Source organism: Pontibacter indicus (genome assembly GCF_900156345.1).
Classification (GTDB): domain Bacteria; phylum Bacteroidota; class Bacteroidia; order Cytophagales; family Hymenobacteraceae; genus Pontibacter; species Pontibacter indicus.
Genome location: NZ_FTPP01000004.1, coordinates 407,988 through 432,403, shown reverse-complemented (window position 1 = coordinate 432,403; position 24,416 = coordinate 407,988). Strand labels below are relative to the sequence as shown.

Here is a 24,416-nt window from a genome sequence, read left to right as displayed (position 1 = left end):
ACAAAAATAACACTAATCTTTTTTATCTGACTAATTTTGAACCGGCATCTGTCCGAATCGCCCCTGTGCCCGTGTGCAAGGCTATACCTGCAACGCAGCGGGCTTTTAATCAGTATGTCCTACCTGATGCTTAACCTTACAAGATAAAACTATGGCGAACGCTGTTTTCCTCCAGATACATCCGGATAATCCACAGCCCAAAAAGATACAGGAAGCGGTCGAGATTCTGCGCAACGGGGGCGTGATCATCTACCCCACCGACACCATTTACGGCATCGGCTGTGACATTCACAACACGCGGGCGGTGGAGCGCGTCTGCCAGATCAAGGGCGTGAAACCTGATAAGGTCAACCTTTCCTTCATCTGCTCCGACCTTACGCACATTTCCGACTACGCCAAAATCGACACGCCTACTTACAAAGTGATGAAAAAGGCTTTGCCCGGTCCTTTTACTTTTGTGCTCGACGCCAGCAGCCGCGTACCCCGCTATGCCGGCAGCAAAAAGAAGACGGTAGGTATACGCGTGCCCGACAACAAGATCGCCCTGGCGCTGGTGCAGGAACTCGGCAACCCGATCCTCTCCACCTCCATCCGCGACGAGGACGAAGTAATTGAGTACAGCACTGACCCGGAACTGATCTATGAGAAATATCGCAATTTAGTCGATGGCGTGATCGATGGTGGGCCTGGCAACAACGTCGCTTCAACAGTGGTGGACGCCTCCAACAATTTTGAGGTGCTACGTGAGGGGGCTGGCGATATTGAGGAATACCTTTAAGTTTGGGAGTTTGGGGGTTTAGGAGTTAGAGAGTTTAAGTGTCTGGAAAGTAAGAGTTAAGAGATATTAGGTGGTGGCCCCATAAGTCTAAATCTATGACAGAGAGGTGAACAGAAAAACCGGTTATCTCAAAATTCACAATTCCTAAACTCCCAAACTTTCTAACTCCTAAACTCTCTTATGTTTCCACCGCTTGTGGGTCCAGAGATAGTCAGCGGGGTTGCGTTGGAGGGTGGCCTCAAGTTTTTGGGCGAAGGCATCGGTGATAGGATAAACCCCTTCGTTTACGGCATGCGTGCCGTCTGTGAGCACCTCGAAAGCCAGCTCGTAGTGGCCACGCTTGAGACGGCGCACATCCAGGTATAGCACGGGGTAGCCAAAGCTGTTGGCCAGTTTTTCGGCCCCTACAAAGAAGGGTGTGTCCTGGTGCAGGAAAGTGGTCCAGTGCTGAATCTCGCCGTAGGGCGGGGTCTGGTCCGACAGCAGCGCCACCACACGCGGTACCTGCCGGTGACGGATGAAGTCGCGCATGGTGTCCTTCATTTTGATGAGCCTTGCGCCCAGCCGACTGCGGATATGAATCATGTATTCCTCAAAGAAAGGATTTTTCAGCGGACGGTACACGCCTTCGGCAGGGAAGTTAAAGCGCAGCGACGCAGCAGACAGACACCACTCCCAGTTGCCGACATGCGAGCCCAGGATGATGACCGGCTTTCCGGCCTGCACAAACTGTTCGAGCACTTCGGGGTTGTAAAAAGTAACGCGCTGCCGCATCTCGGACGGTGATATGGTGGTCAGTTTTACAATCTCCACTACCACGTCCACAAACTGCCGGTAAAATGCCTTGGCTATACCTTGAATCTCGGCCTCACTCCGCTCCGGGAAAGAATTGCGCAGGTTCTGCAGCACGACTTTTTTGCGGTAGCCTACCACCCGGTATATCAGCAGGTATAGGCCATAGCCAATGGCGTAAAGTGCAGACAGTGGCAGCAAAGAAAGCCCCTTGAGCAGCCACCAAAGTGGAAGATAAAGCGCAGGTATGTTCGGAGATTCTTTCACAGGTATAGATCAACCGCAAAGGTACAACCTATACCTGCATTATGAAATTAAAGAAATCGTGCTTATTTCGCGTATCACTATTTCTTATCACGACACACGTAGCACGATCCCTTTGGAGAGTGCTCGGCTCTTTCGGATTTGCAATCCGAAAGTATATTTACCGCGGATTTGTAATCCGCCTTGCAAAGGCAGTAACTACCGGCAGCCAAGCGGATTGCAAATCCGCAAAACAGAAGGTTCCGGATTACAAATCCGAAACAGCATTAGTTGTAAGCAAAGCCATTTGTCAAAGCGTCCTTTGTCAACTTCTCTCAAAGAGAAGTCTTGCTATTTGATACGTGTGTCTTGCTACGAATATTCAACTTTCTAATTTCCAAACTTTCTAACTTTTTAACTTCCCTTGCCTTTACTCACCGAAATAATGTACCACCCTCCCATCCAGTACTTTGCCCAGGCGCTTAAGTCGGATGGACTGCTGATCGAGCAACACGAAAACTATGTGAAGCAAAGCTACCGCAACCGCTGCCATGTGCTCACGGCGCAGGGTATGGTGCCGCTGAGCGTGCCGGTACTGCGGGGCAACAGCAAGGACAAGACCCTGATCACCGAGATCGAGATCGACTACAGCCAGAAGTGGTACAACGTGCACTGGCGCACGATCCAGGCGGCCTATGGGCGGGCACCCTATTTTGAATTTTACAGTGACTACATCCGGGAGGTATATGAGCGGCAGCCGAAATATTTATTCGACCTGAACGTTGATTTTTTGCGGCTTTATCTTAAATTTCTGAAACTGGACAGGCCAGTCGGGTTCACAGACAGCTATCAGACCGAGCAGCCGGCGGGGGTGCTCGACCTCAGAAATAGGATACATCCTAAAATCATTCCTGACAACTTGTACGTACAACCCTATACACAAGTATTTGGCAAACAATTTGTACAAGACCTTAGTATAATTGACTTGTTGTTTACACAGGGTCCGAAGTCGCTTTTCTACTTACAATAATGCCCCTGCAAAACTAAACCTTTGCGGACCAGGGCTTGTTAACAATCAGGGGCTTTTCCTGTTAGCCTCAACGAGTTACAACATTTTTAGACCTTTACATTTTTTATAGAGTATACATGGAAGCTAAATTCTCGAACAGAGTGAAAGAGGTGATCTCACTCAGCCGTGAGGAAGCTATCCGACTCGGACACGACTACATTGGCACTGAGCATCTGGTGTTGGGTATGATCCGGGAAGGAGAAGGAACTGCCATCGCCTTGCTCAAGAAGCTGGGTGTTTCGATAGATGAACTGAAGTACGCTTTGGAGCAGGCTACACGAAACACCGCTTCACAAAACAGCAACATCACCGGCAGCATTCCGCTTACCAAGCAAACTGAGAAGGTGCTTAAAATTACTTATCTGGAGGCCAAAATCTTCAAGAGTGATATAATAGGTACTGAACATCTCTTATTATCCATCCTTCGGGATGAGGACAATATTTCTTCACAAATCCTAGCGAAATTCAACGTGAACTACGAAGCGATAAGAGACTCCCTGGATTATCACAGCAATAATCCACTGGCATCGTCTGACACAGATGATAATGATGATTCTGACAAGTTATTTGGTTCTTCTTCCCGCGCTGGCAGCAGCTCGAGCAAGAAGCCCGGTGAGAAATCGCGCACTCCGGTGCTCGACAATTTTGGCCGCGACCTGACCAAACTGGCAGAAGACGACAAACTGGACCCAATAGTGGGTCGTGAAAAAGAAATCGAACGTGTGGCCCAGGTACTGAGCCGCCGTAAGAAAAACAACCCGATCCTGATCGGTGAGCCGGGTGTAGGTAAAACCGCTATCGCTGAGGGCCTTGCCCTGCGCATTGTGCAGAAAAAGGTATCGCGCGTGCTTTTCAACAAGCGCGTGGTAACCCTGGATCTGGCCTCGCTGGTAGCTGGCACGAAGTACCGTGGTCAGTTCGAGGAGCGTATGAAGGCTGTGATGAACGAGCTCGAGAAGTCTCCGGACGTGATCCTGTTCATCGACGAGCTGCACACGATCGTGGGTGCCGGTGGCGCTTCCGGTTCGCTGGACGCCTCCAACATGTTCAAGCCGGCCCTGGCCCGTGGCGAGATCCAATGCATTGGCGCGACCACGCTCGACGAGTACCGCCAGTACATCGAGAAAGATGGTGCGCTTGCCCGTCGTTTCCAGATCGTGATGGTAGACCCTACCACGCCAGAGGAGACTATGGAGATTCTGCACAACATCAAGGACAAGTACCAGGACCACCACCATGTGAACTACACCGACAAGGCAATCGAGGCTTGCGTGAAGCTTTCGGATCGCTACATGAGCGACCGTTTCCTTCCGGACAAAGCTATCGACATTCTCGACGAAGCAGGTGCACGTGTGCACATTAACAACATCGTGGTGCCGGAGGATATCCTGAAGCTTGAAGAGCAGATCGAGAACATCAAGGTGGAGAAAAACCGCGTGGTGAAGAGCCAGAAGTACGAAGAGGCTGCCCAACTGCGCGACAAAGAGAAAAAACTCATTGACCAGCTCGAAACAGCGAAAAAGAACTGGGAAGAAGAGACCAAGAAGAAGCGTTATTCGGTAAAAGAGGAAAATGTGGCAGAAGTTATTGCCATGATGACAGGTATACCGGTGAAGCGTATCGCCCAGAACGAAGGCCAGAAGCTGTTGAACATGGCCGATGAACTGAGCGGTAAAGTAATTGGTCAGGAAAAAGCCATTAAGCAATTGGTGAAAGCGATTCAGCGTACGCGCGTTGGTTTGAAAGATCCGAAAAAGCCGATTGGTTCATTCGTGTTCCTGGGTCCGACAGGTGTAGGTAAAACCGAGCTCGCCAAAGTGCTGGCCACTTACCTGTTCGACAAAGACGACGCGCTGGTGCGTATCGACATGAGTGAGTACATGGAGAAATTCAGCGTATCTCGCTTGGTCGGAGCGCCTCCGGGCTACGTAGGTTACGAAGAAGGTGGTCAGCTGACCGAGAAGATTCGCCGCAAGCCCTACTCGGTGGTACTGCTCGACGAGATCGAGAAAGCACACCCGGATGTATACAACCTGCTCCTGCAGGTGCTGGACGACGGTATTTTGACCGATGGTCTGGGCCGCAAAGTGGACTTCCGTAACACGATCATCATCATGACCTCCAACATCGGTGCCCGCGACCTGCAGGACTTCGGTGCAGGTATAGGCTTCATGTCGAAGAGCAAGCAGGACAACGTGGACGACATCATGAAAGGCACCATTGCGAGTGCTCTGAAGAAGACGTTCTCGCCTGAGTTCCTAAACCGTCTGGACGACGTGATCGTGTTCAACTCGCTTGGTCGTGAGGACATGCACAAGATCATCGAACTGTCGCTGGGCAAACTGTTCAAGCGCATCGAAACACTTGGGTATAAAATCGAGCTCACCGACAAAGCCAAAGATTTTGTGGCCGAGAAAGGCTATGATCCGAAGTATGGTGCCCGTCCGCTGAATCGTGCTATTCAGAAATATATCGAAGACCCAATTGCGGAGGAGATACTGAAAGCCGAGATCGCGCAAGGTGACACCATGCAGGTGGACTACAAGGAAGGCGAAGAGAAGCTGACTTTCACCTCGAAGAAGAGCAATGGCAAGAAGCCGAAAGGCATTGCCAACGACGGCGAAGAGGAAGAGACAGAGCCAACCAAGTCTTCGGGCGACGGTGACAAGTCTGACAAATAAGGTATAAGACCTAAGGTATAAGGGCTGCTCCTGTTGGAGCAGCCCTTATTTTTTGGCTGGTTTATAGCTGTTTTCGGCTTATAGTTTTTAAATTTGACAATTAATCAATTCGTATCAGATAAAATAGCTATACCCCATTTCATGGCAGGAGAAATCAGAAAGAGCCAGATCGAAACGCTGGAGCGCAAAAATGCCGAGGCCTTACTAGGCGGCGGACAGGACAGAATAGATGCACAGCACAAAAAAGGCAAACTGACGGCCCGCGAGCGCATTCACCTTTTGCTTGACGAGAACTCTTTTGAAGAGATCGGCAAGTTTGTGATGCACCGCTCCAAAGACTTTGGTCTGGACAAGCAGTACTACCTCGGCGACGGCGTGGTAACCGGCTACGGCACTATCAACGGCCGCCTGGTGTATGTATTCTCACAGGACTTCACCGTACTGGGTGGCTCCCTCTCCGAGACGCACGCCGAGAAGATCGTGAAGATCATGGAGCTGGCCATGAAGAATGGTGCGCCGGTCATCGGGTTGAACGACTCAGGCGGTGCCCGTATTCAGGAAGGTGTGGTATCGCTGGGTGGTTATGCTGATATTTTCTACCGCAACACACTCGCATCAGGCGTTATACCTCAGATCTCAGCTATTATGGGCCCATGCGCCGGTGGCGCGGTGTACTCCCCTGCCATTACCGACTTCATTATGATGGTGGAAGACACGTCCTACATGTTCGTGACTGGCCCGAACGTGGTGAAAACGGTAACGCACGAGAACGTAACGTCTGAGGAACTGGGCGGCGCGAGCACGCACAGCACCAAAAGTGGCGTGACGCACTTCTCCTGCGCCAACGAAGTGGAGTGTATCAACTATATTAAAACGCTACTAAGCTACATCCCGCAGAACTGCGAAGAATTGCCTCCTGCTATACCTTACGAAGAAGGCCAGGACGAAACTCGCCCTGCGCTTGATACCATTATACCTGAAAACCCGAACCAGCCTTACGACATCCGTGAGGTGATTGAGGGCATCATCGACGCGGACTCTTTCTTCGAAGTGCACAAGAACTTCGGTGAGAACATTGTGGTAGGCTTTGCCCGTTTGGGAGGCCGCAGCATCGGCATTGTAGGCAACCAGCCTGCCGTGCTTGCCGGCGTACTCGACATCAACGCCAGCACCAAAGCCGCTCGTTTCGTGCGCTTCTGCGACAGCTTCAACGTGCCCTTGCTGGTACTGGAAGACGTGCCGGGCTTCCTGCCGGGCACTGACCAGGAATGGCGTGGCATCATCACCAACGGGGCCAAATTGCTGTACGCTTTCTGTGAGGCGACAGTGCCACGCATCACGGTGATTACCCGCAAGGCTTACGGTGGCGCCTACGACGTAATGAACTCCAAGCACATTGGCGCCGACATGAACTATGCCTGGCCAACTGCCGAGATCGCGGTGATGGGCGCGCAGGGTGCTGCCGAGATCATCTTCAAGCGCGAGATCGCTGAAGCGGAAGACCCCGCTGCGAAACTGGCAGAGAAGGTGCAGGAGTACAAAGACAAATTCGCCACGCCATACCGTGCCGCCCACCGTGGCTTCATCGACGAGGTGATCATGCCTAGCGAGACACGCGCCAAGCTGATCAAAGCCTTTAAGATGCTGGAGAACAAAGCTGTGACCCTGCCACGCAAGAAGCACGGCAACATACCGTTGTAAGAGAGCATAGCACGAGCATGTCTGCCACAGAACATCTGGGTATACATGCTCGTTATGTTTAATAACTATTGTCTATACATTACTGAACAAGACCCTGATGAGAAAAGAATCATTCGAGTTCCTCGAGAAATATTTAAATAACTCCTCTCCTACCGGTTTCGAGTCCGAAGGACAGAAGCTGTGGCTGGAGTATATTAAACCATACATCGACGACTACTTTGTAGACACATACGGCACTGTGGTGGGTGTAATCAACCCGGAAGCCGAGTACAAGGTAGTAATCGAAGCACACGCCGACGAGATCTCTTGGTTTGTGAACTACATCACGCCGGAAGGTTACATTTACCTGAAGCGCAACGGTGGTTCCGATGCCCTGATCGCCCCTTCCAAGCGCGTGAACATTTATACCTCAAAAGGGATCGTGAAAGCTGTTTTCGGTTGGCCGGCCATACACGTGCGCAAGGTCGAGAACGACAAGGCGCCAACCATTGAAACCGTGTTCCTGGACTGTGGCGCCAGCAACCGTGAGGAAGTGGAGAAAATGGGTATACACGTAGGTTGCGTGGCTACGTTTGAGGACGAGTTTACGGTGATGAACGAAAAGTTCTACGTGGGCCGTGCGCTGGACAACCGCGTGGGTGGCTTTATGATCGCCGAAGTGGCCCGCATGATCCACGAGCGCAAGCACAAACTGCCGTTTGGCCTGTACATTGTGAATGCGGTGCAGGAAGAGATCGGTCTGCGTGGTGCCGAAATGATCGCCCATCGCATTAAGCCGGATGTGGCCATCATCACCGACGTGACGCACGACACCCAGTCGCCGATGTATGACAAGAAGAACAGCGGCGACATCCATTGCGGCAAAGGACCTGTGATCGCCTATGGCCCGGCCGTGCAGAATAACCTGCGTGATCTGATCATCAATACGGCACAGGAAAAAGAAATTCCGTTCCAGCGCTCTGCTGTTTCACGTGCAACCGGAACCGACACCGATGCGTTTGCCTATTCTAACGCCGGCGTGGCTTCGGCCCTGATCTCCCTGCCGCTCAAGTACATGCACACCACCGTGGAAACCGTGCACCGGGACGACGTGGAGAACGTAACAAAACTGATTTACGAAACACTGCTAAAAATTGAGGACCAACAGGACTTCCGTTACCTGAAATAGAAATCACTTTTAGCCTCAGACAAACCACACAGCCCCTGTCAGCTTGTGTGGTTTTTTGTTTTAAAGCGATTTTCGTAAGTTGACCTATACCTGAACCAACTTGCGATGAAGCAACAATCCTTCCGGGCACTAATGCTGCGCCCCTGCCGCCGGTATACCTGGCATCGCCTGCCGTAAACGGGGACGATTATACCTCGTAAAGCCTCAGGGACAACATCAGCTCATTAACACATTAACACCTTGACCTTCACCGACCAAATGGGCCATCAAATGACGCTGCAGCAATTGCCGCAGCGCATTGTATCGCTGGTGCCCTCGCAAACTGAACTGCTCTTCGATCTGGGTTTGGAAGAGCGTATCGTGGGCCTTACCAAATTCTGCATTCACCCGAAAGAAAAGGTAAAGCAGAAAACGAAAATTGGTGGTACTAAGAACTTCAAGCTGGATGTGATCGACGAGCTGCAGCCTGACCTGATCATCGGGAATAAAGAAGAGAACTACCCCGAAGGTATAGCGGCACTACAGGAAAAGTATCCGGTTTGGATGAGCGATATCTATACCTTGGAAGACTCCCTCCAGATGATAACCCAGCTAGGTGAATTGACCGGAACGGAGGCCAAGGCAGAACAGATCGCACAAGGTATAGCGGCTGGATTTCAAAAGCTGCAGCCTGTGCAACCCGCTATACCTACCGCCTACTTCATCTGGCGCAAACCTTACATGGCGGTGGGCAGCGACAACTTCATCGACCACTTATTGCAGCGCTGCGGATTCCGTAATGTTTTCGCCGATCAGCCCCGCTATCCGGAGGTATCGTCAGATGAATTACGAGCTGCCGCTCCGAAGTTGATTTTGTTGTCGTCGGAGCCTTACCCTTTTCAGGAAAAGCACTTCGCTGAGTTTCAGGAACTATGTCCGAATGCCGTTATTAAAGTAGTGGATGGGGAGATGTTCAGTTGGTATGGCAGCCGCTTGCTACAGGCACCAGCCTATTTGCAGGGTATAATCGAGGAAGTTGAACAAGGTATAGCAAACTAGGAAAGGCGTTTTATTAACCGCTCTGCCCGCTTCGCTATACCTGCAAAATAGGTGGCATCTTCTTGCACCTGCGCGGCGGTTTTTCCAATCACCTCCCGTATGTTTGTTGTATCCGTCAGGTTCGCGAATTTGACGATTTGATAGGCACGCTCGGCACTTATGCCTTGGGCTTCAACAGACGCTTCGAGTTGCTCCACAAGCTGCAATCGGAAATCCTTCTTTTCAACCGACTCTTCATCAAGCAATCGCAGCACAGCGGCGACGGCCTCGTCTTCGAAAACCGTGCTGATGGCAATGTCAATTAACTTTGTGGTGCTGGGTGCGGGCAGGCGCATGAGGGTGAGGTACCCCCCGCCCGGTGTGGCCGTGGTGGCATAGTACTTCAGCCAAAACGAATTGGTGAGCGGATCTTTGTAAACGGCAGCATACCCACCGGCAGCCGTCTCCATCAACTCAAGTTTTGGTAGCAGGATCTCAATCAGCCCTGCATCTCCATAAAAATAGCGCCCTCCATTACTCATTATTCATTCGTCATTTTGTATTCACCAACACCTCAAACCCCATTTGCGCTAGATTCTCCCAAAACCTTGGGTAGGACTTGCGCACCACATCGGGGTCTTGTATCCGGATCGGCTGCAGCAGGGCTACTGGGGCGAAGGCCATGGCCATGCGGTGATCCTGGTAGGTTCTGAAGCACAGCTCGGGGCGTCGGAGCAAGCCAGGGTTCATCTGAAAAATGCCGGGGGTTCTTTCTTCCAGCGAGACTCCCATTCCCAATACTTCGATCTGCAGGGCCTGGATGCGGTCAGTTTCCTTGATGCGCAGGCTTTCCAATCCGGTCATCTCAACGGCTATGCCTGAAGTGGCGCACAAGGCCACCACGGTCTGTGCCAGATCCGGGCAGTTGCTGAAATCAAAGGCCACTCTTTTCTCTGCTCGCTTTTTGGTGAGGCGCACGCCTTCCGCTTTAAACTCGGTATGAACCCCCAGGCGACGCATAATGTCTACGATGGCTTTGTCGCCCTGATGCGAATCCTCGCGCAGCCCGAGCAGCGTAATATCCGCCTCTTTGGCCAAGGCCACCATGCTATACCAGTAGCTGGCCGCCGACCAATCCGACTCAACAGCAAAAATGGCAGGCTGGTATACCTGATGCGGCACTGTGATCGTGTTGTCCGCAAAGCTGGCCTCTACCCCAAAGTGCTTCATCAGCGCCAGGGTCATCTCGATGTACGGCCGTGAACTGATCTTGCCTTCCAGTTCCAGTTCCAGGCCTTCCGGCAGCATAGGTGCCACCATCAGCAAAGCCGAAATATATTGGCTGCTGATGTCGCTGCGCACTTTCAGGTGCTTTTTGCCGCTGCCTTTAAAGCCACTGATCCGGAGTGGTGGATAACCTTCCTCCCCCAGATAAGCTATACCTGCGCCCAGTTCCTGCAGTGCCTCCACCAGCACCTTTATAGGGCGCTGGCACATGCGTTCCGTTCCGGTCAGCGTTTTTTGCTGGCCCGTTATAGCATAATAGGCAGTGAGGAAGCGCATGACGGTACCGGCATCCTCAGCGTCGATGGTCTCTGAGTCGCTTTGCAGGAGCTTTTGCAGGAGTTGGGTGTCGTTGGCTTCGGAGAGGTTCTGCAATTCAGATTCCCCGCCGGCCAGCGCCGCAATGATCAGGGCGCGGTTGGCTTCGCTTTTAGAGGCTGGTAATTGCACACGACCCTTCAGTATACCTGTCGGGTGCGAAAGAGTAAGAGTTTTAATCATAGTAGCTGGTAATAGCGCAAGGCTTCCTGTATTTCGGCAAGGGTAACAGGCTGATCCCAAACGGCCTTGCCTATACCTTGCAACAGGGTACAATTAATGGTAGTGTGTGTGTTTTTCTTGTCCTGCAAAGCCAGTTTGGCCATGCTTTGAATATCTTCTTCGGTGAGCTTCACCTTCTCGTAAATCGACACCAGAAAGGTCTCGATCTGGTCCAGTTCACGCCTGGTAAGCAACTCTTTCTTTACGGAAAGGTAGGCCTCGCACAGCATCCCTACGGCAATGGCCTCGCCATGCAAGAGTTCGCGGCCGGGCTGTTCCATCAGGTAGCTTTCTACGGCATGGCCCACGGTATGGCCGAAGTTGAGCACTTTGCGGTAGCCGCCCTCCAAAGGATCGGCCTCCACCACGGCGGACTTTATACCTACCGAGTGCCGGATCAGCGCGTCCCAGTCTTCGGTGAACAGCCCGATGTGGCGCTGCTCTTCAAAGGCGGCCGCGTCAGCTATGAGCCAGTGCTTGATGATCTCGGCATAGCCGGATTTCAGTTGCCGCTGTGGAAGTGTACTAAGAAAACCTGGGTCAATGATAACAGCTTTGGGTTCTTTGTATACCCCGATGTGGTTCTTGAGACCGTGGAAGTCTATACCTGTTTTGCCGCCCACGCTAGCATCCACCTGCGCCAGCAGCGTGGTAGGCACCTGTACAAAGTAAAGCCCGCGCTTGAACGTGGCCGCACAAAAGCCGCCCATGTCGCCGATCACGCCGCCACCCAGGTTCACGAGCACCGACCATCGGTCGAGGTTGAGCTCGGTCATGCGCTGCCAGATGTACTCGCAGGTTTGCAGGGTCTTGTGTGCCTCGCCGCTCTGAATCTGGATGATATCGTGCGCTGGCAGGTAGGGCTTTACCTGCGGATAGCAGTGGTGCAGGGTGTTTTCGTCCACCAGCACGGCTACTTTCGAAAAGGCCAGGTTCTGCAACACCGCTTTCAGCTGCGGCAGTACGTTTCGCCCAATGTGTATGTTTTCTGTCACGCGAATTTTGTTTAGGACAGGTATAGCCGGATCCAAGCAACTGCCCTCAACCGGCATTCAGGTATACGCTTACGAGGATTTTTCGGGGCTGGTGTCAGGTTTCGCTTCCGGATTTCCGGCCTGCATGATGCTGGTTTGCTTTCGGATCGACTCCACGTGGATCAGTTTGTAGAGCTCTTCCACAAAGGCTGGATTTATACCTGCTTCGGCAGCCCAGTCGGCACGAGTTCGGAAAATTTCTTTCCAGCGCTCGAGCTGCAGCACCTGCACATTGTTCTGCTTCTTATACTCTCCTATCTGCTCCACCAAGGCCATGCGCTGCGCCAAGGCACCGATCAGGTCATGGTCGGCGGCGTCAATCTTCAAACGCAGTTCTTCGGCGCGGTTCACCAGTTCAGCGTCATCGTAATTTGTTTTGCGCACCTGCAGCTTGTTCAGTATGTCAGCCAGTGCGGCTGGCGTCACCTGCTGTTCCGCATCGCTCAGAGCCTCCGCCGGGTTCGGGTGCGTCTCGATCATCACGCCATCACAGCCCATGTCCAGGGCACGCTGCGACAAGGGGTAGATCAGGTCGCGGGTGCCGCCGATGTGGCTCGGGTCCACGATCACGGGCAGGTTCTGAAAACGGGCCTTCAGCTCGATTGGAATCTGCCATACCGGTGCGTTGCGGTACTTGGAGGGTTGGTACGAAGAGAAGCCGCGGTGAATGGCGGCCAGATCGCTTATACCTGCCTGGTAGATGCGCTCGATCGCGCCGATCCAAAGGGCCAGGTCCGGGTTCACAGGGTTTTTCACCATCACCGGCACCTGCACGCCACGCAGTGCGTCGGCTATTTCCTGCACGGCAAAGGGGTTCACAGTGGTACGGGCGCCGATCCACAGCACATCTATACCTTGTTTCAGAGCTTCCTCCACATGGCGTCCGGTCGCTACTTCCGTCGTCACGCGCATACCCAACTCCCCCTTCACACGGGCCAGCCAGGCCAGTCCCTCCAGTCCTACACCTTCAAAGGTATTGGGGCGGGAACGAGGCTTCCAGATACCTGCCCGAAACAGGTGCACATTCAGCTTTTTCAATGCCTCCGCCGTCTGCATCACCTGCTGTTCGCTCTCGGCGCTGCAGGGCCCGGCAATTACCAGCGGCCTGCCCCGCTCAGCCAGCAGATCAGCGAAATACGTGTCTTTATTTTTGAAATTCATTGATGTCAATTGTCCATACAAAGGTACTACAATTACAACAGTTATGCAGCAGATCTGGTTTAAGGGAGCGCCTTCACCGAGAAACAGTGCAAAAATATACCTTCGGAACCGGGTATGCATGGTGCATAACGTTAACACTTACACTATCTTTGCGCCGATTAACATGCTATTACATGAACCCGGTTACCAACGTTTCTTTTGACGATACAGCTGTCGCGTTTTCATCCAAATCCGACGCTGAGCTTTATAAAATGTACCTGTTGTTCAAGTCCATGAACAGCAACACCTTTGTGAAGGTGGGCGGTGGCCTGCTGAACGCAGCCATCAAACTGCACCTGCCGGTTAAATTCATCATCAAACCGACTATTTTCAACCATTTCTGCGGCGGCGAAACGATTCAGGAGTCGGAGCGCGCTATCCGTGAGCTGGCCAAATACAACATCGGCACCATCCTCGACTACTCGGTAGAGGGAGAGGGCTCCGATAAAAGCTTTGACGCTACCCGCGACGAGATTCTGCGCACCGTGGAGAAAGCCCGAGGCAACAAGGATATTCCATTCTCGGTGTTTAAAGTAACCGGCCTGGTTAGCACAGCGCTGCTGGAAAAAGTGCAGGCAGGCGAGAAAATGACCGCCGATGAGCAAGCCGCCTACGCGCGCGGATTGCAGCGGGTGAAGGATATTTGCCAGCGTTGCTACGAAGCCGATGTGCGTGTGTTTGTGGATGCCGAGGAAAGTTGGTTCCAGGACACGATCGACAACATGGCCTACGACATGATGGCCCTCTACAACAAAGAGAAAGCCATTGTGTACAATACTTACCAGCTCTACCGCCACGATCGCCTCGACGCGCTGGTTCGCGATTATGAGAACGCCGTGGCCAAAAATTACATACTCGGGGCGAAACCCGTGCGTGGTGCCTACATGGAAAAAGAACGCAGACGCGCCGAAGAGCAAGGATACCCAAGCCCGATCAACCCGACCAAGGCTGCTTCAGATAAACTGTACAACGACGGACTCCGCTTCTGTATCGAGCACATCGACCGCATTTCGCTTTGCGCCGGCACGCACAACGAGGCCAGCTGCTACCTGTTGATGGAACTGATGGAGGAGAAAGGTATAGCGCCTGGCGACGAGCGCGTATTCTTTGCCCAGCTTTTCGGCATGAGCGACAACTTGTCTTACAACCTGGCCAATGCTGGTTACAATGTGGCCAAGTATGTGCCTTACGGGCCTGTGGAGGCTGTGATGCCTTACCTGCTGCGCCGCGCCAACGAGAATACAGCGATCGCCGGGCAGAGCAGCCGCGAGTTCAGCCTGATCAGCAAAGAGATGACGCGCCGTAAAAAAGAGAAGAAGCGCTAGGCTATAATTTGCCACACGCGATGAGCAAGAGCTATCTGGGAAAGTGACAGTAGGCCCCTGTGACTGTGGATTAGCTCGGTTTATCTCACTTTGTCTGGAACTGCTCTGAATCTGTCTGACACAAAAAATAAGAAGGCCCTGCATTGCTGCAGGGCCTTCTTATGTGTTTAGAACTATAAGGTATAATCCGTAGTTCTGTCCTTAATTACTGTACAGTTACAGTAGTGTCAGTCTCAACAGTAGTTTCAACTGTAGTGTCAGCCTCAACTTCTTCAGTAACAACTTCTTCTTCAGTAGTTACTTCAGTTTCAACAGCTTCAGTTTCAGTTGCAGTTTCTTCAGTGTTGCAAGCTGTGAAAGCTACCAGGGCGAACGCTACGAAAGCGAATTTGAACAAATTTTTCATTTTGTGTTTGTGATTAAGTGTTTTGGTTTCGAATTTGAACTTCATACCGGAAAGCCGGATAGGTAACCCGGTATTTTTTATTTTTTTAAAATATTTTTTTGTTGGGTTACAAAAAGCGGCCTGGCGTATTAAAATCAGAACGGCATGAGGAAGAGTTTGTATGAGACGGATGAGGCGATCATGGAGGGAATCCGGAATGATGATGACCGCGCGCTCGCACATCTTTATAAGCTGCACTTCCCGATGATCTCCCATTTCATCATCAGCAACAGTGGAACTGATGACGAGGCAAAAGACATTTACCAGGAAGGCGTGATCGTCTTTTACGAGAAGATCAAAGGCAACAGCCTGGAACTCAGCTGCCAGATCAAGACTTACCTCTACTCGGTGTGCCGCCGGCTGTGGCTGAAGCGACTGGCAGAGAAAGGGCGCTACGCCAACCGCATAGAGGACTCTGAGAACTACCTGTCGCTGGAGGAGGATGTGCCGCAGCACGAGGAGAACGAAAGGCAGTTTGGCGTGATGGCCGAGGCCCTTGACCAACTAGGTGAGCCCTGCCGCACTTTGCTGGAGGACTTCTACATTCGGGCGCAGGGCATGCAGGACATTGTGGAGAAGTTTGGCTACACGAACACCGACACGGCCAAAAATCAGAAGTACAAGTGCCTGCAACGACTCAAGAAGCTATTCTTCACCTCCTATAAACCAGAGGTATAGCCTGAGTGATTTGATTTTTAGCACCTTGTGAAAGGTATTTTTATATAACCATGTTTGACCACCGCATTTACGAGCAAATAGAGCGCTACCTGGCTGGGAGTATGCCCGCTGAGGAGAAAGCCGCCTTCGAGGCGCTGTTGCACTCCGATCCGCGGCTTGCCGATCAGGTACAGGAGCACCGGCAGGTGCTGCACGCCATGAAGCACTATGGCCAGCGCCAGCAATTGCGCCACAAACTCAACAGCATCCACACCGAAATGGAAGGCGGTTCGCAGTCTGTCAACAGTGAACTGAGAGCCTGGAAGGTTTTTTTCAAGAAGCACGCCCAGACCATGGCGGTTGCCGCCAGTGTTTCGCTGCTATCTGTGTTTGGCACATTGTGGAGCGTACAGCAAATCAAGAAACCCGTACAGCAGCAGACGGCCCGCTACGTGGAGCTTCGCCGCGAGGTAGAAAAAATCAAAAAAGAGCAACGTGCCATTATCAACGGCATCGCCAGCGCGGATGCTGCCACACCGGCCCCGCGTTCTGCCCGCTTCAGCGGCACCGGCTTCGCCATCAGTCCGGATGGATACATCGTTACCAGCTCGCACGTAATTCAGGGCGCCGACTCAATCCTGATCGAGAACAAAGCTGGTCTGAAGTATAAGGTTACGGAAGTACACCGCAACATCGACTACGACCTGACCATTCTGAAAGTGGAAGACCCAGCCTTTGCTGGTTTCAGCAAACTGCCTTATACCTTCAAAACTACCGCTTCTGATTTAGGTGAGCGTGTCTACACCTTGGGCTTCCCGCGCGAGGACATCGTGTTTGGCGAGGGCTCGCTGAGCTCAGCTTCGGGTTTCGAAGGCGACACCACTTCTTATCAGATTTCCATCCCGCTTAACCCGGGTAACAGTGGTGGCCCACTGCTGGATGACAAAGGCAACGTGATTGGTGTGATCAATGGTAAGCAAGCAGGTCAGGAAGGCGCCGCTTTTGCTGTGAAGTCCTCATACCTACTGCAAATGGTAAAGGAAATGAAGGAAAGGGAAAGTGGCCTTTCAGTTAGCCTGCCGCAGCAAAACAACCTGAGCGGCGCTTCCCGCACACAACAATTAAAGAAACTTCAGGACTATATTTTCGTCGTAAAAGTTTATAACTAAGGCACGACAATATTGTTTTATTGCAATACCGCAGAGGACTATCTGTATTCAAACACAGATAGTCCTCTTTTTTTATAACTTTTTTAAAAAGATGCAGTTAAATAGACAATGTATATCCTGGCAAAAGGTGTACAATTTGTTTAATCACGAACCATAAAATAAAGACTATGAAAATGCGAATGCTAAAACCCCTTGTTGCTGTTTTTGCTGCAGGCTTCTTATATAGCTGCGCTAGTAGTAACGACGCCATGGACACCACAGCCATGGACGAAACCACCACCATGAGTGAGACAACTACTATGGCTGGTGACGACGCTACTACTACTGGAACAACAACAGAAACTGAAGTAAGCACTGAAACTACCACTACTACTGAGGACACTTCATCTACAATGGATGCCACTGCCGAGACAAGCTCTATGGCTATATTGGATGCCGCCAGAACCAAAAGCGAGATTTCTACTTTCATGGAATTAGTGCAGGCTGCCAATATCTCCAAAGCGTTTGAGCAGGGTGGTGAGTTTACCATTTTTGCTCCTTCTAACGAGGCCTTTAAGCAGCTTCCTGCCGGTCAGTTGGAGTACCTGAAAAAACCAGAAAACAGAAACGAACTGATTCAAATCCTGCAGGCCCACATCATTTCTGGTAAAGTAATGACAAGCCAACTGCAGGCGAACCAGCGCATCCAGGTTGGTCAGGACGATTACATTGAAGTAGCCAGTGCAGGCACTGCTCCTAATGCCTTTACTATTGGTGGTGCCAACATTGTAGACTCTGACATCGAAGCCAACAACGGTGTAATCCACGTGGTGGACCGTGTTTTGGTAACTGCTGACGCTGTAACTGACAAAGAATAACCAACATTATTTTGGTCTATTATAAAAATAGCCTTCCCATGTGGAAGGCTATTTTTATTAGAAGCCTGTAAGAACATCTTATAAAAGTATAAGCGCGGGCTTTCTAAGCTCATTTGCAACCATAGCATAAGCGAGCCGTTACAATAAACTAATCTGCAAAAAGCAGACATTCTGAAGTAATACAAACACAAACTAAACAATTAAACTATGGACAAACGAAACGATGCGACCATGATGACGGCCATGTTCCGGGACCGTGACAGCGCAGAGCGCGCTTATGAAGAATTACGTGCACGCGGTTATGACAAAGACGATATCAACGTCGTGTTGTCGGACGAGGGCCGCAAGCGCCACTTCGGTAGCGACGTAGACCGTGACGGCGACACGGAACTGGGCAACAAATCACTGGAAGGTGCCGGAGCCGGTTCAGCCATTGGCGGTACATTGGGTGCCATTGTAGGTGCCGTGGCAGCAATTGGTACTTCTGTAGCTATACCTGGCTTGGGTCTGGTAGTGGCCGGTCCGCTGGCAGCCGCCCTGGCGGGAGCCGGTGCAGGTGGCCTGACAGGCGGCCTGATCGGTGCGCTGGTAGGTGCTGGTGTACCTGAGGAACGCGCCAAGGTATATGAAGAAGGCGTGAAAGAAGGTAACATTGTGCTGGGCTTTAAGCCGCGTACATCAGAAGATGCCCGCTACTTCGAAGAGCACTTCCAGAAAAACCGCGGAGAGCATATCTATTACTAAGGCTCGCTCCTTCTAACGAATCAAAGGCTTGGCTTTTCCCTTGTGGCAAAGTCGAGCCTTTGTGCTTTATACCTTGCCAAGTGCCTGTACAGAAAAGGCTGGCACAGAATAAAATGAACATATAACGACCATATTTCCGTATGCCCTTAAAACGATTGAAATTACGAAACGCAAAAACTAAGACTATGAAAAACCTATGGATGGCAGCCACGCTCGCACTGAGCACGCTCGCCTTTGCAGCCTGCAGCTCCGAAACGCAGGAAACCGATACCACTACGGCCAATGTGGATACCGAACTGAACACCACCGCTGCCGTGGACTCTACCCTGAACGATGACAAGCGCGCCTTTATGGGCAAAGCGTACAGCATCAGCACCCAGCAGGTAGAACTGGGCAAACTGGCAGTTGAGAAGGGCACCACAGACCAGATACGCAACTACGGACAGCAAATGGTAGACCTTTATACCAAGAAACTCGACGAGCTACAGGCCATGTCAGGGCAGTACAGCGTTACCCTGCCACAGCAGATGGAAGACGACCACGCTGGCCGCGTGCAGGAACTCCGCGATAAGAACCCGGAGGAGTTTAACCGTGCCTATTGGGACACCGTGGTTGAGGCGCACAAAGAAGCGCTCAAAGATTTTGAAGACAACGTGAAAGACATCGAGCAGACGGACAACACCACCTTCAACCTATGGGCGCGCAACACCACCAAAGAGATCCGAGCCCAGATGGAAAACGCCATGCGCTTCCGGCAGGATAACAAAAACTAGGGAACAAATGCTAACACAAACAAAAGAGGCGACGCTTTGAGCGTCGCCTCTTTTGTTTAGTTGAGCTGCTTCAGTACGCCCTCTAATATTGCCCAGGTATGGCGGGCCAGCATTTTCTGCCCCTCCGCATTCGGGTGCACGCCGTCGGGTAGGTTGAGGTGGCGCATACCTGCCACACCCTCCAGCAGAAAAGGCACAAAGGCCACATTGTTTTTGATGGCCAGCTCCCGGAACAGTTTTCTAAACTCCGCCGCGTAGCGTCCTGGCACAATGTCAGGAATCTCCATACCTGACAGGATGATCTGTGCGTCCGGGTGCTTGTGCTTCACCTTGTCAATGATCTGCTGCAGGTTTTGTGACGTTTCACGGGCAGGTATACCGCGCAGGCCATCGTTGGCTCCGAGCGCCAGCACAAACACATCGATCGGTGCAGACAGCCAGCGGTCAACCCGGTAGAGGCCGCTGGCGGTGGTATCGCCGCTTATACCTGCGTTGATCACGGTATAGCCCTCGTATCCGGCCTCTTTCAACTTCTCCTGTATCAGCGACGGGTAGGCCTGTGCCGATGACAACCCATACCCTGCCGTCAGGCTATCCCCGAAAAAAAGTAATGTTTTCATAGTCGTCTGGTCTTGCTATACCTTGCCGGGTACCCGCCACTGCAACAGCTATACCTGTGTCTACGGGAACGCAGGCACAGCCATAACAGGCAAGATCACGAGGGCCTAGCATCAAGGTTTAGGCATGCTCGGGAAACGAAAAAAAAGTCAGAACAGTTATATGAAGAAGTGCGGCTTTGCGTAAAACAAGCAGGCGATGTGATTGTTTATGCTTTGCTGGCGCGCTGCTTTGCGATAAAGCTATATTTATACTACATTAGGACTCGCCTTAAAAGAAATGCCCGTGGCCTCATCTACGGCACTACTTTTGCGTAGATACAATGTGGTCAAACTAACTTAATTAGATGCTATCCTTGACAACCCGATTAAAAATATTTCTTTCTGTACTGGCCGTAGTCCTGCTCACGGGCTCTTTTATCCTGTACAGCAAAAACAACAGCACACCTGCCGGAAAAAACGAGATACTCATCAAAGCCCTGATGCAGGGTTTGAGTACCATGCACTATAAACCGGAGAAGGTAGACGACAACTTTTCGAAAAAAGCCTTTGGGCTATACCTCGACCGGCTCGACTTTAACAAGAAGTTTTTGCTGGAGTCAGATGTGGCCATGCTGCGCAAATACGAAACGCAGATCGACGACCAGCTTCGTGCCGGCTCGTTCGAGTTTTTCGACATCTCGGCGGACCTGATCGAGAAGCGCACCAAGGAGTCGGAGGCTTTCTATAAGGAGATCCTGAGCAAGCCGTTCGATTTCTCTAAGGAGGAAAGCATTGAGCTGGACGGCAAGAAACTGAAGTTTGCTAAGGATAAAAACGAGCTGAAAGAAGCCTGGAGAAAGCAGCTGAAGTACCAGACGCTGGTACGACTGGCCGACATGCAAAAGCAGCAGGAAAAAGCCACGGCCAGCGCCGACAACAAAGCAGCCAGCAAGACCATGGAACAGATGGAGGCCGAAGCCCGCGAAAAGGTGATGACCGCCTACAACGAGCTCTACAAGCGCCTGGACCAGGTAACCCGCGACGACCGCCGTTCGACCTACATCAACGCCGTGGCTAACGTATACGACCCGCACACAGGCTACTTCCCTCCTAAAGCCAAAAAAGACTTCGACATTGAGTTCACCGGCCGACTGGAAGGTATAGGTGCCTCCCTGCAGGAGAAAGACGGACAGATCAAGATAATGGAAATTGTGCCGGGCAGCCCATCGTACATGCAAGGCGATTTGAAGCCGGGCGATGCGATCCAGAAAGTGGCTCAGGGCAGTGGCGATCCGGTGCTCGTGGAAGGTATGCGCCTGGACGATGCGATTCAGCTGATCCGTGGTAAAAAAGGAACGGAAGTACGTCTGACCGTGCGCAAGCCGGATGGCAGCACCCGCATTATCCCGATCGTGCGTGATGTAATCGTATTTGAAGAAACTTATGCCCAGAGCGCGATGATCGACGATCAGCAAAAGATCGGCTACATCAAGCTTCCGGGTTTTTACGCCGACTTCGAGCGTAAAGGTGGCCGTAACAGCGGCGAAGACGTGAAGGCCGAAATCGAGAAACTGAAAGCTGCCGGTATGCAAGGACTGGTGCTGGACCTGCGCAACAACGGAGGTGGTTCGCTCGCCGATGCGGTGGAGATGGCCGGTCTGTTCATTGACCAGGGTCCGATTGTGCAGATCCGTACGTCTGCTGGCAAAACTGTGGTGCTCGACGACCGCGATCCAGAAGTACAGTACACTGGTCCACTGGTAGTGATGGTGAACTCCAACAGTGCGTCCGCCTCTGAGATTCTGGCAGCAGCCATGCAGGATTACAAGCGTGCTGTCATTGTGGGTACGCCAACCTTCGGCAAAGGCACCGTGCAGCAGTTCGTTGAAATTGACGAAGCCCTGCCAGCACAGTTTGACCCCTACAAGCCATTCGGAGCCCTCAAGCTCACCATTCAGAAGTTCTACCGCATCAATGGGGGTACTACCCAGCTGCGCGGTGTGACACCTGACGTGATTCTGCCAGACGCCTACAGTTACCTGGAGTTCGGTGAAAAAGAGCAAGAATACCCGCTGCCTTTCGACGAAATCTCTCCAGCGCGTTATAAGCCATGGACCCGTACTAAGCTAAACATCCCGGCCATACAGGCCAGCAGCAAGGGCCGAGTTTCCGGAAACGAGAGTTTCAAGGTAATTCAGCAAAGCGGTGAAAGACTGAAAAAACTAGCCGACAATACTAGCCGCTCCCTGAGTTTGAAGAAGTACCTGGAAGAGGAGAAGAAGAGCGAAACAGCCAACAAGCAACTGGAAGACGCTCAGAAGAATATACCAGTGTTGAACGTAGCGCGTCTGAAAACCGATTTGCAGACCATAGCGGGAGACACAGCCAAAATGGCTCGTAACAAAGACTTCCTGAAGTCGCTGCAGAAAGACGTGTATGTAGAAGAAGCAGTAGCGATCATCAAGAACGACATCAAGTAATCGCCTGAATTGGCAATAAGCAGAAAGCCGACTATGTAGATAGCCGGCTTTTTTCTATTTTGCAGCTTAGCCTTACCTCAACTCCATGAAACACTTCAACCTGATCCAGGGCTTCCGCGCGAAGCGCTATACCTTGTCCTGTGTGGCAGCTGTGCTCCTGGCCTTCTCGGGCTGTGCTCCCCGCCCTCAAACACAGTCACAACCCGAAGCCGCCAAACGAGGCGCTGTGGCCGACAAAGCGATGGTCGTTTCCGCTCACCCGGATGCTTCCAACATTGGCCTGGAGATATTGCGCAAGGGAGGTAATGCGTACGATGCGGCCATCGCCACGCAATTTGCCTTAGCGGTGTGCTATCCGGTGGCGGGTAACATCGGCGGCGGCGGCTTTCTGGTTTACCGTCACCATACCGGCGAGACCGGCGCCCTCGACTTCCGCGAGAAGGCCCCTGCCGGCGCGCACCGCGACATGTACCTCGACGAGGATGGTAACGTGATACCGAACCTCAGCCTGCTGGGCCACCTGGCAGCAGGCGTACCCGGCTCGGTTGACGGCATGCTGAAAATCCACGAAAAGATGGGCTCCCTTCCCTTCGCTGAACTCGTACAGCCCTCCATCGACCTGGCCCGCCGGGGCGTAGTGCTGACCGAGCGCGAGGCGCGCATGCTTAACAATGCCCGGAAGGAGATGATCGACCACAACAAGCACACCCCCTACCTGACCCGTCAGCAGCCGTGGCAAGCCGGCGATACGCTCTATCACCTAGACCTGGCCCGCACGCTGGAGCGCATCCGCGACAAAGGCCGCGACGGCTTCTATGCCGGCGAAACGGCTGACCTGATCGTGAAGGAAATGCAGCGCGGAGGCGGCCTGATCTCACACCAGGACCTCAAAGATTACAATGCCGTGTGGCGCACTCCGATCAAAGGCCAGTACAAAGACTTCACCATCACCTCCATGTCCCCTCCCTCCAGCGGAGGTATAGCCTTGATGCAGTTGCTGACCATGGTGGAGCCCTACGACCTGAAAAGCTACGGCTGGCAACAACCTCAGACCATCCAGCTGATGACCGAGGCCAAACGCCGCGTCTACGCTGACCGCGCCACCTACCTCGGCGACCCCGACTTCTACAAAGTGCCAACCGCCGGACTGCTGGACCGTACCTACCTGAAAGAACGCATGCAGGACGTGAGTCTGGAGCAAGCCACGGCCTCATCGGCTGTGAAAGCCGGTGAACTGCCTGTATACGAGTCGGACCAAACCACGCATTTCAGCATTGTAGACCAGTTTGGCAACGCGGCTTCTATCACCACTACCATCAATGGCAACTATGGCTCAATGGTGGTCGTAGAAGGCGCTGGCTTTTTGCTTAACAACGAAATGGACGACTTCAGCGCTAAGCCGGGTGTGCCCAACATGTTCGGGCTGATCGGCGGTGAAGCGAACTCCGTGCAGCCGGGTAAACGCATGCTCAGCGCTATGACACCAACTATTGTGGAGAAAGACGGAAAGTTATTTATGGTGGTGGGCACGCCAGGCGGCTCTACGATCATCACGTCTGTGTTCCAAACCATCCTGAACGTGGTTGAGCATGATATGACGATGCAAGAAGCCGTGGCCGCTCCCCGCTTCCACCACCAGTGGCTCCCGGACGAAATTCAACACGAGCCGGACGCCATCTCGCCGGAAGTACGCCAGGCTCTTGAAAGCAAAGGATATAAACTGACCCAAAGAAGAAAGTACGGCGCTGTGGAAGGCATACTGGTGCTGCCCAATGGCAAACTCGAAGGTGGTGCAGACCCGCGTGGAGACGATGTAGCGGTTGGCTTCTAACTAATTTCTTGACAAAGGACTTTTTGACA

General features: G+C 52.3%; 21 protein-coding genes. 14 read left to right on the top strand and 7 right to left on the bottom strand.

Annotated elements, in window-relative coordinates:
- Positions 1–151 precede the first annotated feature (151 nt).
- On the top strand, positions 152–778 hold the full coding sequence (locus B0B12_RS18765) for an L-threonylcarbamoyladenylate synthase (RefSeq protein WP_076672052.1): 627 nt from the start codon (positions 152–154) through the stop codon (positions 776–778).
- A 168-nt stretch (positions 779–946) separates the two neighbouring features.
- Here B0B12_RS18765 and B0B12_RS18760 read toward each other — a convergent pair whose 3' ends face one another.
- Positions 947–1,837, bottom strand: a complete 891-nt coding sequence (locus B0B12_RS18760) for a lysophospholipid acyltransferase family protein (protein ID WP_083704305.1) — start codon at positions 1,835–1,837, stop codon at positions 947–949.
- A 421-nt stretch (positions 1,838–2,258) separates the two neighbouring features.
- On the opposite strand from B0B12_RS18760, the gene B0B12_RS18755 reads away from it, so the two are divergent.
- From B0B12_RS18755 to B0B12_RS18735, 5 genes are all read left to right on the top strand, one after another.
- On the top strand, positions 2,259–2,843 hold the full coding sequence (locus tag B0B12_RS18755) for a WbqC family protein (protein ID WP_076672050.1): 585 nt from the start codon (positions 2,259–2,261) through the stop codon (positions 2,841–2,843).
- 116 nt (positions 2,844–2,959) lie between these two features.
- Positions 2,960–5,563 (top strand): ATP-dependent Clp protease ATP-binding subunit, encoded by a 2,604-nt coding sequence (locus B0B12_RS18750; protein WP_076672048.1) that lies wholly within the window; start codon positions 2,960–2,962, stop codon positions 5,561–5,563.
- A 141-nt stretch (positions 5,564–5,704) separates the two neighbouring features.
- Positions 5,705–7,264, top strand: coding sequence for an acyl-CoA carboxylase subunit beta (locus B0B12_RS18745; protein ID WP_076672046.1), 1,560 nt, complete (start codon positions 5,705–5,707; stop codon positions 7,262–7,264).
- A gap of 97 nt (positions 7,265–7,361) precedes the next feature.
- Positions 7,362–8,432, top strand: a complete 1,071-nt coding sequence (locus B0B12_RS18740; protein WP_076672044.1) for a M42 family metallopeptidase — start codon at positions 7,362–7,364, stop codon at positions 8,430–8,432.
- 258 nt (positions 8,433–8,690) lie between these two features.
- Complete coding sequence (locus B0B12_RS18735) at positions 8,691–9,470, top strand: helical backbone metal receptor (protein WP_076672186.1); 780 nt, start codon at positions 8,691–8,693, stop codon at positions 9,468–9,470.
- Here B0B12_RS18735 and B0B12_RS18730 read toward each other — a convergent pair.
- From B0B12_RS18730 to B0B12_RS18715, 4 genes are all read right to left on the bottom strand, one after another.
- On the bottom strand, positions 9,467–9,991 hold the full coding sequence (locus tag B0B12_RS18730) for a hypothetical protein (protein WP_076672042.1): 525 nt from the start codon (positions 9,989–9,991) through the stop codon (positions 9,467–9,469). The genes B0B12_RS18735 and B0B12_RS18730 overlap by 4 nt on opposite strands.
- A gap of 10 nt (positions 9,992–10,001) precedes the next feature.
- Positions 10,002–11,234, bottom strand: a complete 1,233-nt coding sequence (locus B0B12_RS18725; RefSeq protein ID WP_083704304.1) for a 3-phosphoshikimate 1-carboxyvinyltransferase — start codon at positions 11,232–11,234, stop codon at positions 10,002–10,004.
- Positions 11,231–12,268 (bottom strand): 3-dehydroquinate synthase, encoded by a 1,038-nt coding sequence (aroB, locus tag B0B12_RS18720; protein WP_076672182.1) that lies wholly within the window; start codon positions 12,266–12,268, stop codon positions 11,231–11,233. Before aroB ends, B0B12_RS18725 begins: the two co-directional genes overlap by 4 nt.
- 69 nt (positions 12,269–12,337) lie before the next feature.
- Positions 12,338–13,468 carry a bifunctional 3-deoxy-7-phosphoheptulonate synthase/chorismate mutase type II gene (locus B0B12_RS18715; protein ID WP_076672040.1) on the bottom strand — a complete coding sequence of 377 codons (1,131 nt, stop codon included), beginning with the start codon at positions 13,466–13,468 and terminating at the stop codon, positions 12,338–12,340.
- A 173-nt stretch (positions 13,469–13,641) separates the two neighbouring features.
- Here B0B12_RS18715 and B0B12_RS18710 point away from each other — a divergent pair, with 173 nt between their 5' ends.
- Positions 13,642–14,832, top strand: coding sequence for a proline dehydrogenase family protein (locus B0B12_RS18710; RefSeq protein WP_076672038.1), 1,191 nt, complete (start codon positions 13,642–13,644; stop codon positions 14,830–14,832).
- Positions 14,833–15,037: 205 nt separating this feature from the next.
- Here the strand turns inward: B0B12_RS18710 and B0B12_RS18705 are convergent, their stop codons facing one another.
- The gene (locus B0B12_RS18705; RefSeq protein WP_018479792.1) at positions 15,038–15,238 is read right to left on the bottom strand and encodes a hypothetical protein; all 201 of its coding nucleotides are present in this window, start codon (positions 15,236–15,238) and stop codon (positions 15,038–15,040) included.
- A gap of 144 nt (positions 15,239–15,382) precedes the next feature.
- Between B0B12_RS18705 and B0B12_RS18700 the strand changes: the two genes are divergently transcribed.
- The 5 genes from B0B12_RS18700 to B0B12_RS18680 all read left to right on the top strand — a co-directional run bounded on the left by B0B12_RS18700 (position 15,383) and on the right by B0B12_RS18680 (position 19,477).
- Positions 15,383–15,955 (top strand): RNA polymerase sigma factor, encoded by a 573-nt coding sequence (locus tag B0B12_RS18700; RefSeq protein WP_076672036.1) that lies wholly within the window; start codon positions 15,383–15,385, stop codon positions 15,953–15,955.
- A gap of 50 nt (positions 15,956–16,005) precedes the next feature.
- Positions 16,006–17,103 carry a S1 family peptidase gene (locus tag B0B12_RS18695; RefSeq protein WP_076672034.1) on the top strand — a complete coding sequence of 366 codons (1,098 nt, stop codon included), beginning with the start codon at positions 16,006–16,008 and terminating at the stop codon, positions 17,101–17,103.
- Positions 17,104–17,351: 248 nt separating this feature from the next.
- Positions 17,352–17,960, top strand: coding sequence for a fasciclin domain-containing protein (locus tag B0B12_RS18690; RefSeq protein WP_244554770.1), 609 nt, complete (start codon positions 17,352–17,354; stop codon positions 17,958–17,960).
- 207 nt (positions 17,961–18,167) lie between these two features.
- Positions 18,168–18,704, top strand: a complete 537-nt coding sequence (locus B0B12_RS18685; protein WP_076672030.1) for a hypothetical protein — start codon at positions 18,168–18,170, stop codon at positions 18,702–18,704.
- 185 nt (positions 18,705–18,889) lie between these two features.
- Positions 18,890–19,477, top strand: coding sequence for a DUF4142 domain-containing protein (locus tag B0B12_RS18680; RefSeq protein WP_076672028.1), 588 nt, complete (start codon positions 18,890–18,892; stop codon positions 19,475–19,477).
- Between the two features lie 56 nt (positions 19,478–19,533).
- Here the strand turns inward: B0B12_RS18680 and B0B12_RS18675 are convergent, their stop codons facing one another.
- Positions 19,534–20,097 carry an arylesterase gene (locus B0B12_RS18675; protein ID WP_076672026.1) on the bottom strand — a complete coding sequence of 188 codons (564 nt, stop codon included), beginning with the start codon at positions 20,095–20,097 and terminating at the stop codon, positions 19,534–19,536.
- Between the two features lie 344 nt (positions 20,098–20,441).
- Between B0B12_RS18675 and B0B12_RS18670 the strand changes: the two genes are divergently transcribed.
- Positions 20,442–22,556, top strand: a complete 2,115-nt coding sequence (locus B0B12_RS18670) for a carboxy terminal-processing peptidase (RefSeq protein WP_076672024.1) — start codon at positions 20,442–20,444, stop codon at positions 22,554–22,556.
- An 85-nt stretch (positions 22,557–22,641) separates the two neighbouring features.
- A complete protein-coding gene (ggt, locus tag B0B12_RS18665) occupies positions 22,642–24,387 on the top strand; it encodes a gamma-glutamyltransferase (RefSeq protein WP_076672022.1) in 1,746 nt (581 codons plus the stop codon).
- The last annotated feature ends 29 nt before the right edge of the window (positions 24,388–24,416 follow it).

Bases quoted from the DNA above. Each gene is read 5' to 3' on its own strand.
- B0B12_RS18765 (WP_076672052.1), top strand. From the start codon at position 152: ATGGCGAACGCTGTTTTCCTCCAGATACATCCGGATAATCCACAGCCC.
- B0B12_RS18755 (WP_076672050.1), top strand. From the start codon at position 2,259: ATGTACCACCCTCCCATCCAGTACTTTGCCCAGGCGCTTAAGTCGGAT.
- B0B12_RS18750 (WP_076672048.1), top strand. From the start codon at position 2,960: ATGGAAGCTAAATTCTCGAACAGAGTGAAAGAGGTGATCTCACTCAGC.
- B0B12_RS18745 (WP_076672046.1), top strand. From the start codon at position 5,705: ATGGCAGGAGAAATCAGAAAGAGCCAGATCGAAACGCTGGAGCGCAAA.
- B0B12_RS18740 (WP_076672044.1), top strand. From the start codon at position 7,362: ATGAGAAAAGAATCATTCGAGTTCCTCGAGAAATATTTAAATAACTCC.
- B0B12_RS18735 (WP_076672186.1), top strand. From the start codon at position 8,691: ATGGGCCATCAAATGACGCTGCAGCAATTGCCGCAGCGCATTGTATCG.
- B0B12_RS18730 (WP_076672042.1), bottom strand. From the start codon at position 9,991: ATGAGTAATGGAGGGCGCTATTTTTATGGAGATGCAGGGCTGATTGAG.
- B0B12_RS18725 (WP_083704304.1), bottom strand. From the start codon at position 11,234: ATGATTAAAACTCTTACTCTTTCGCACCCGACAGGTATACTGAAGGGT.
- B0B12_RS18715 (WP_076672040.1), bottom strand. From the start codon at position 13,468: ATGAATTTCAAAAATAAAGACACGTATTTCGCTGATCTGCTGGCTGAG.
- B0B12_RS18710 (WP_076672038.1), top strand. From the start codon at position 13,642: ATGAACCCGGTTACCAACGTTTCTTTTGACGATACAGCTGTCGCGTTT.
- B0B12_RS18705 (WP_018479792.1), bottom strand. From the start codon at position 15,238: ATGAAAAATTTGTTCAAATTCGCTTTCGTAGCGTTCGCCCTGGTAGCT.
- B0B12_RS18700 (WP_076672036.1), top strand. From the start codon at position 15,383: ATGAGGAAGAGTTTGTATGAGACGGATGAGGCGATCATGGAGGGAATC.
- B0B12_RS18695 (WP_076672034.1), top strand. From the start codon at position 16,006: ATGTTTGACCACCGCATTTACGAGCAAATAGAGCGCTACCTGGCTGGG.
- B0B12_RS18690 (WP_244554770.1), top strand. From the start codon at position 17,352: ATGGACACCACAGCCATGGACGAAACCACCACCATGAGTGAGACAACT.
- B0B12_RS18685 (WP_076672030.1), top strand. From the start codon at position 18,168: ATGGACAAACGAAACGATGCGACCATGATGACGGCCATGTTCCGGGAC.
- B0B12_RS18680 (WP_076672028.1), top strand. From the start codon at position 18,890: ATGAAAAACCTATGGATGGCAGCCACGCTCGCACTGAGCACGCTCGCC.
- B0B12_RS18675 (WP_076672026.1), bottom strand. From the start codon at position 20,097: ATGAAAACATTACTTTTTTTCGGGGATAGCCTGACGGCAGGGTATGGG.
- B0B12_RS18670 (WP_076672024.1), top strand. From the start codon at position 20,442: ATGCTATCCTTGACAACCCGATTAAAAATATTTCTTTCTGTACTGGCC.
- ggt (WP_076672022.1), top strand. From the start codon at position 22,642: ATGAAACACTTCAACCTGATCCAGGGCTTCCGCGCGAAGCGCTATACC.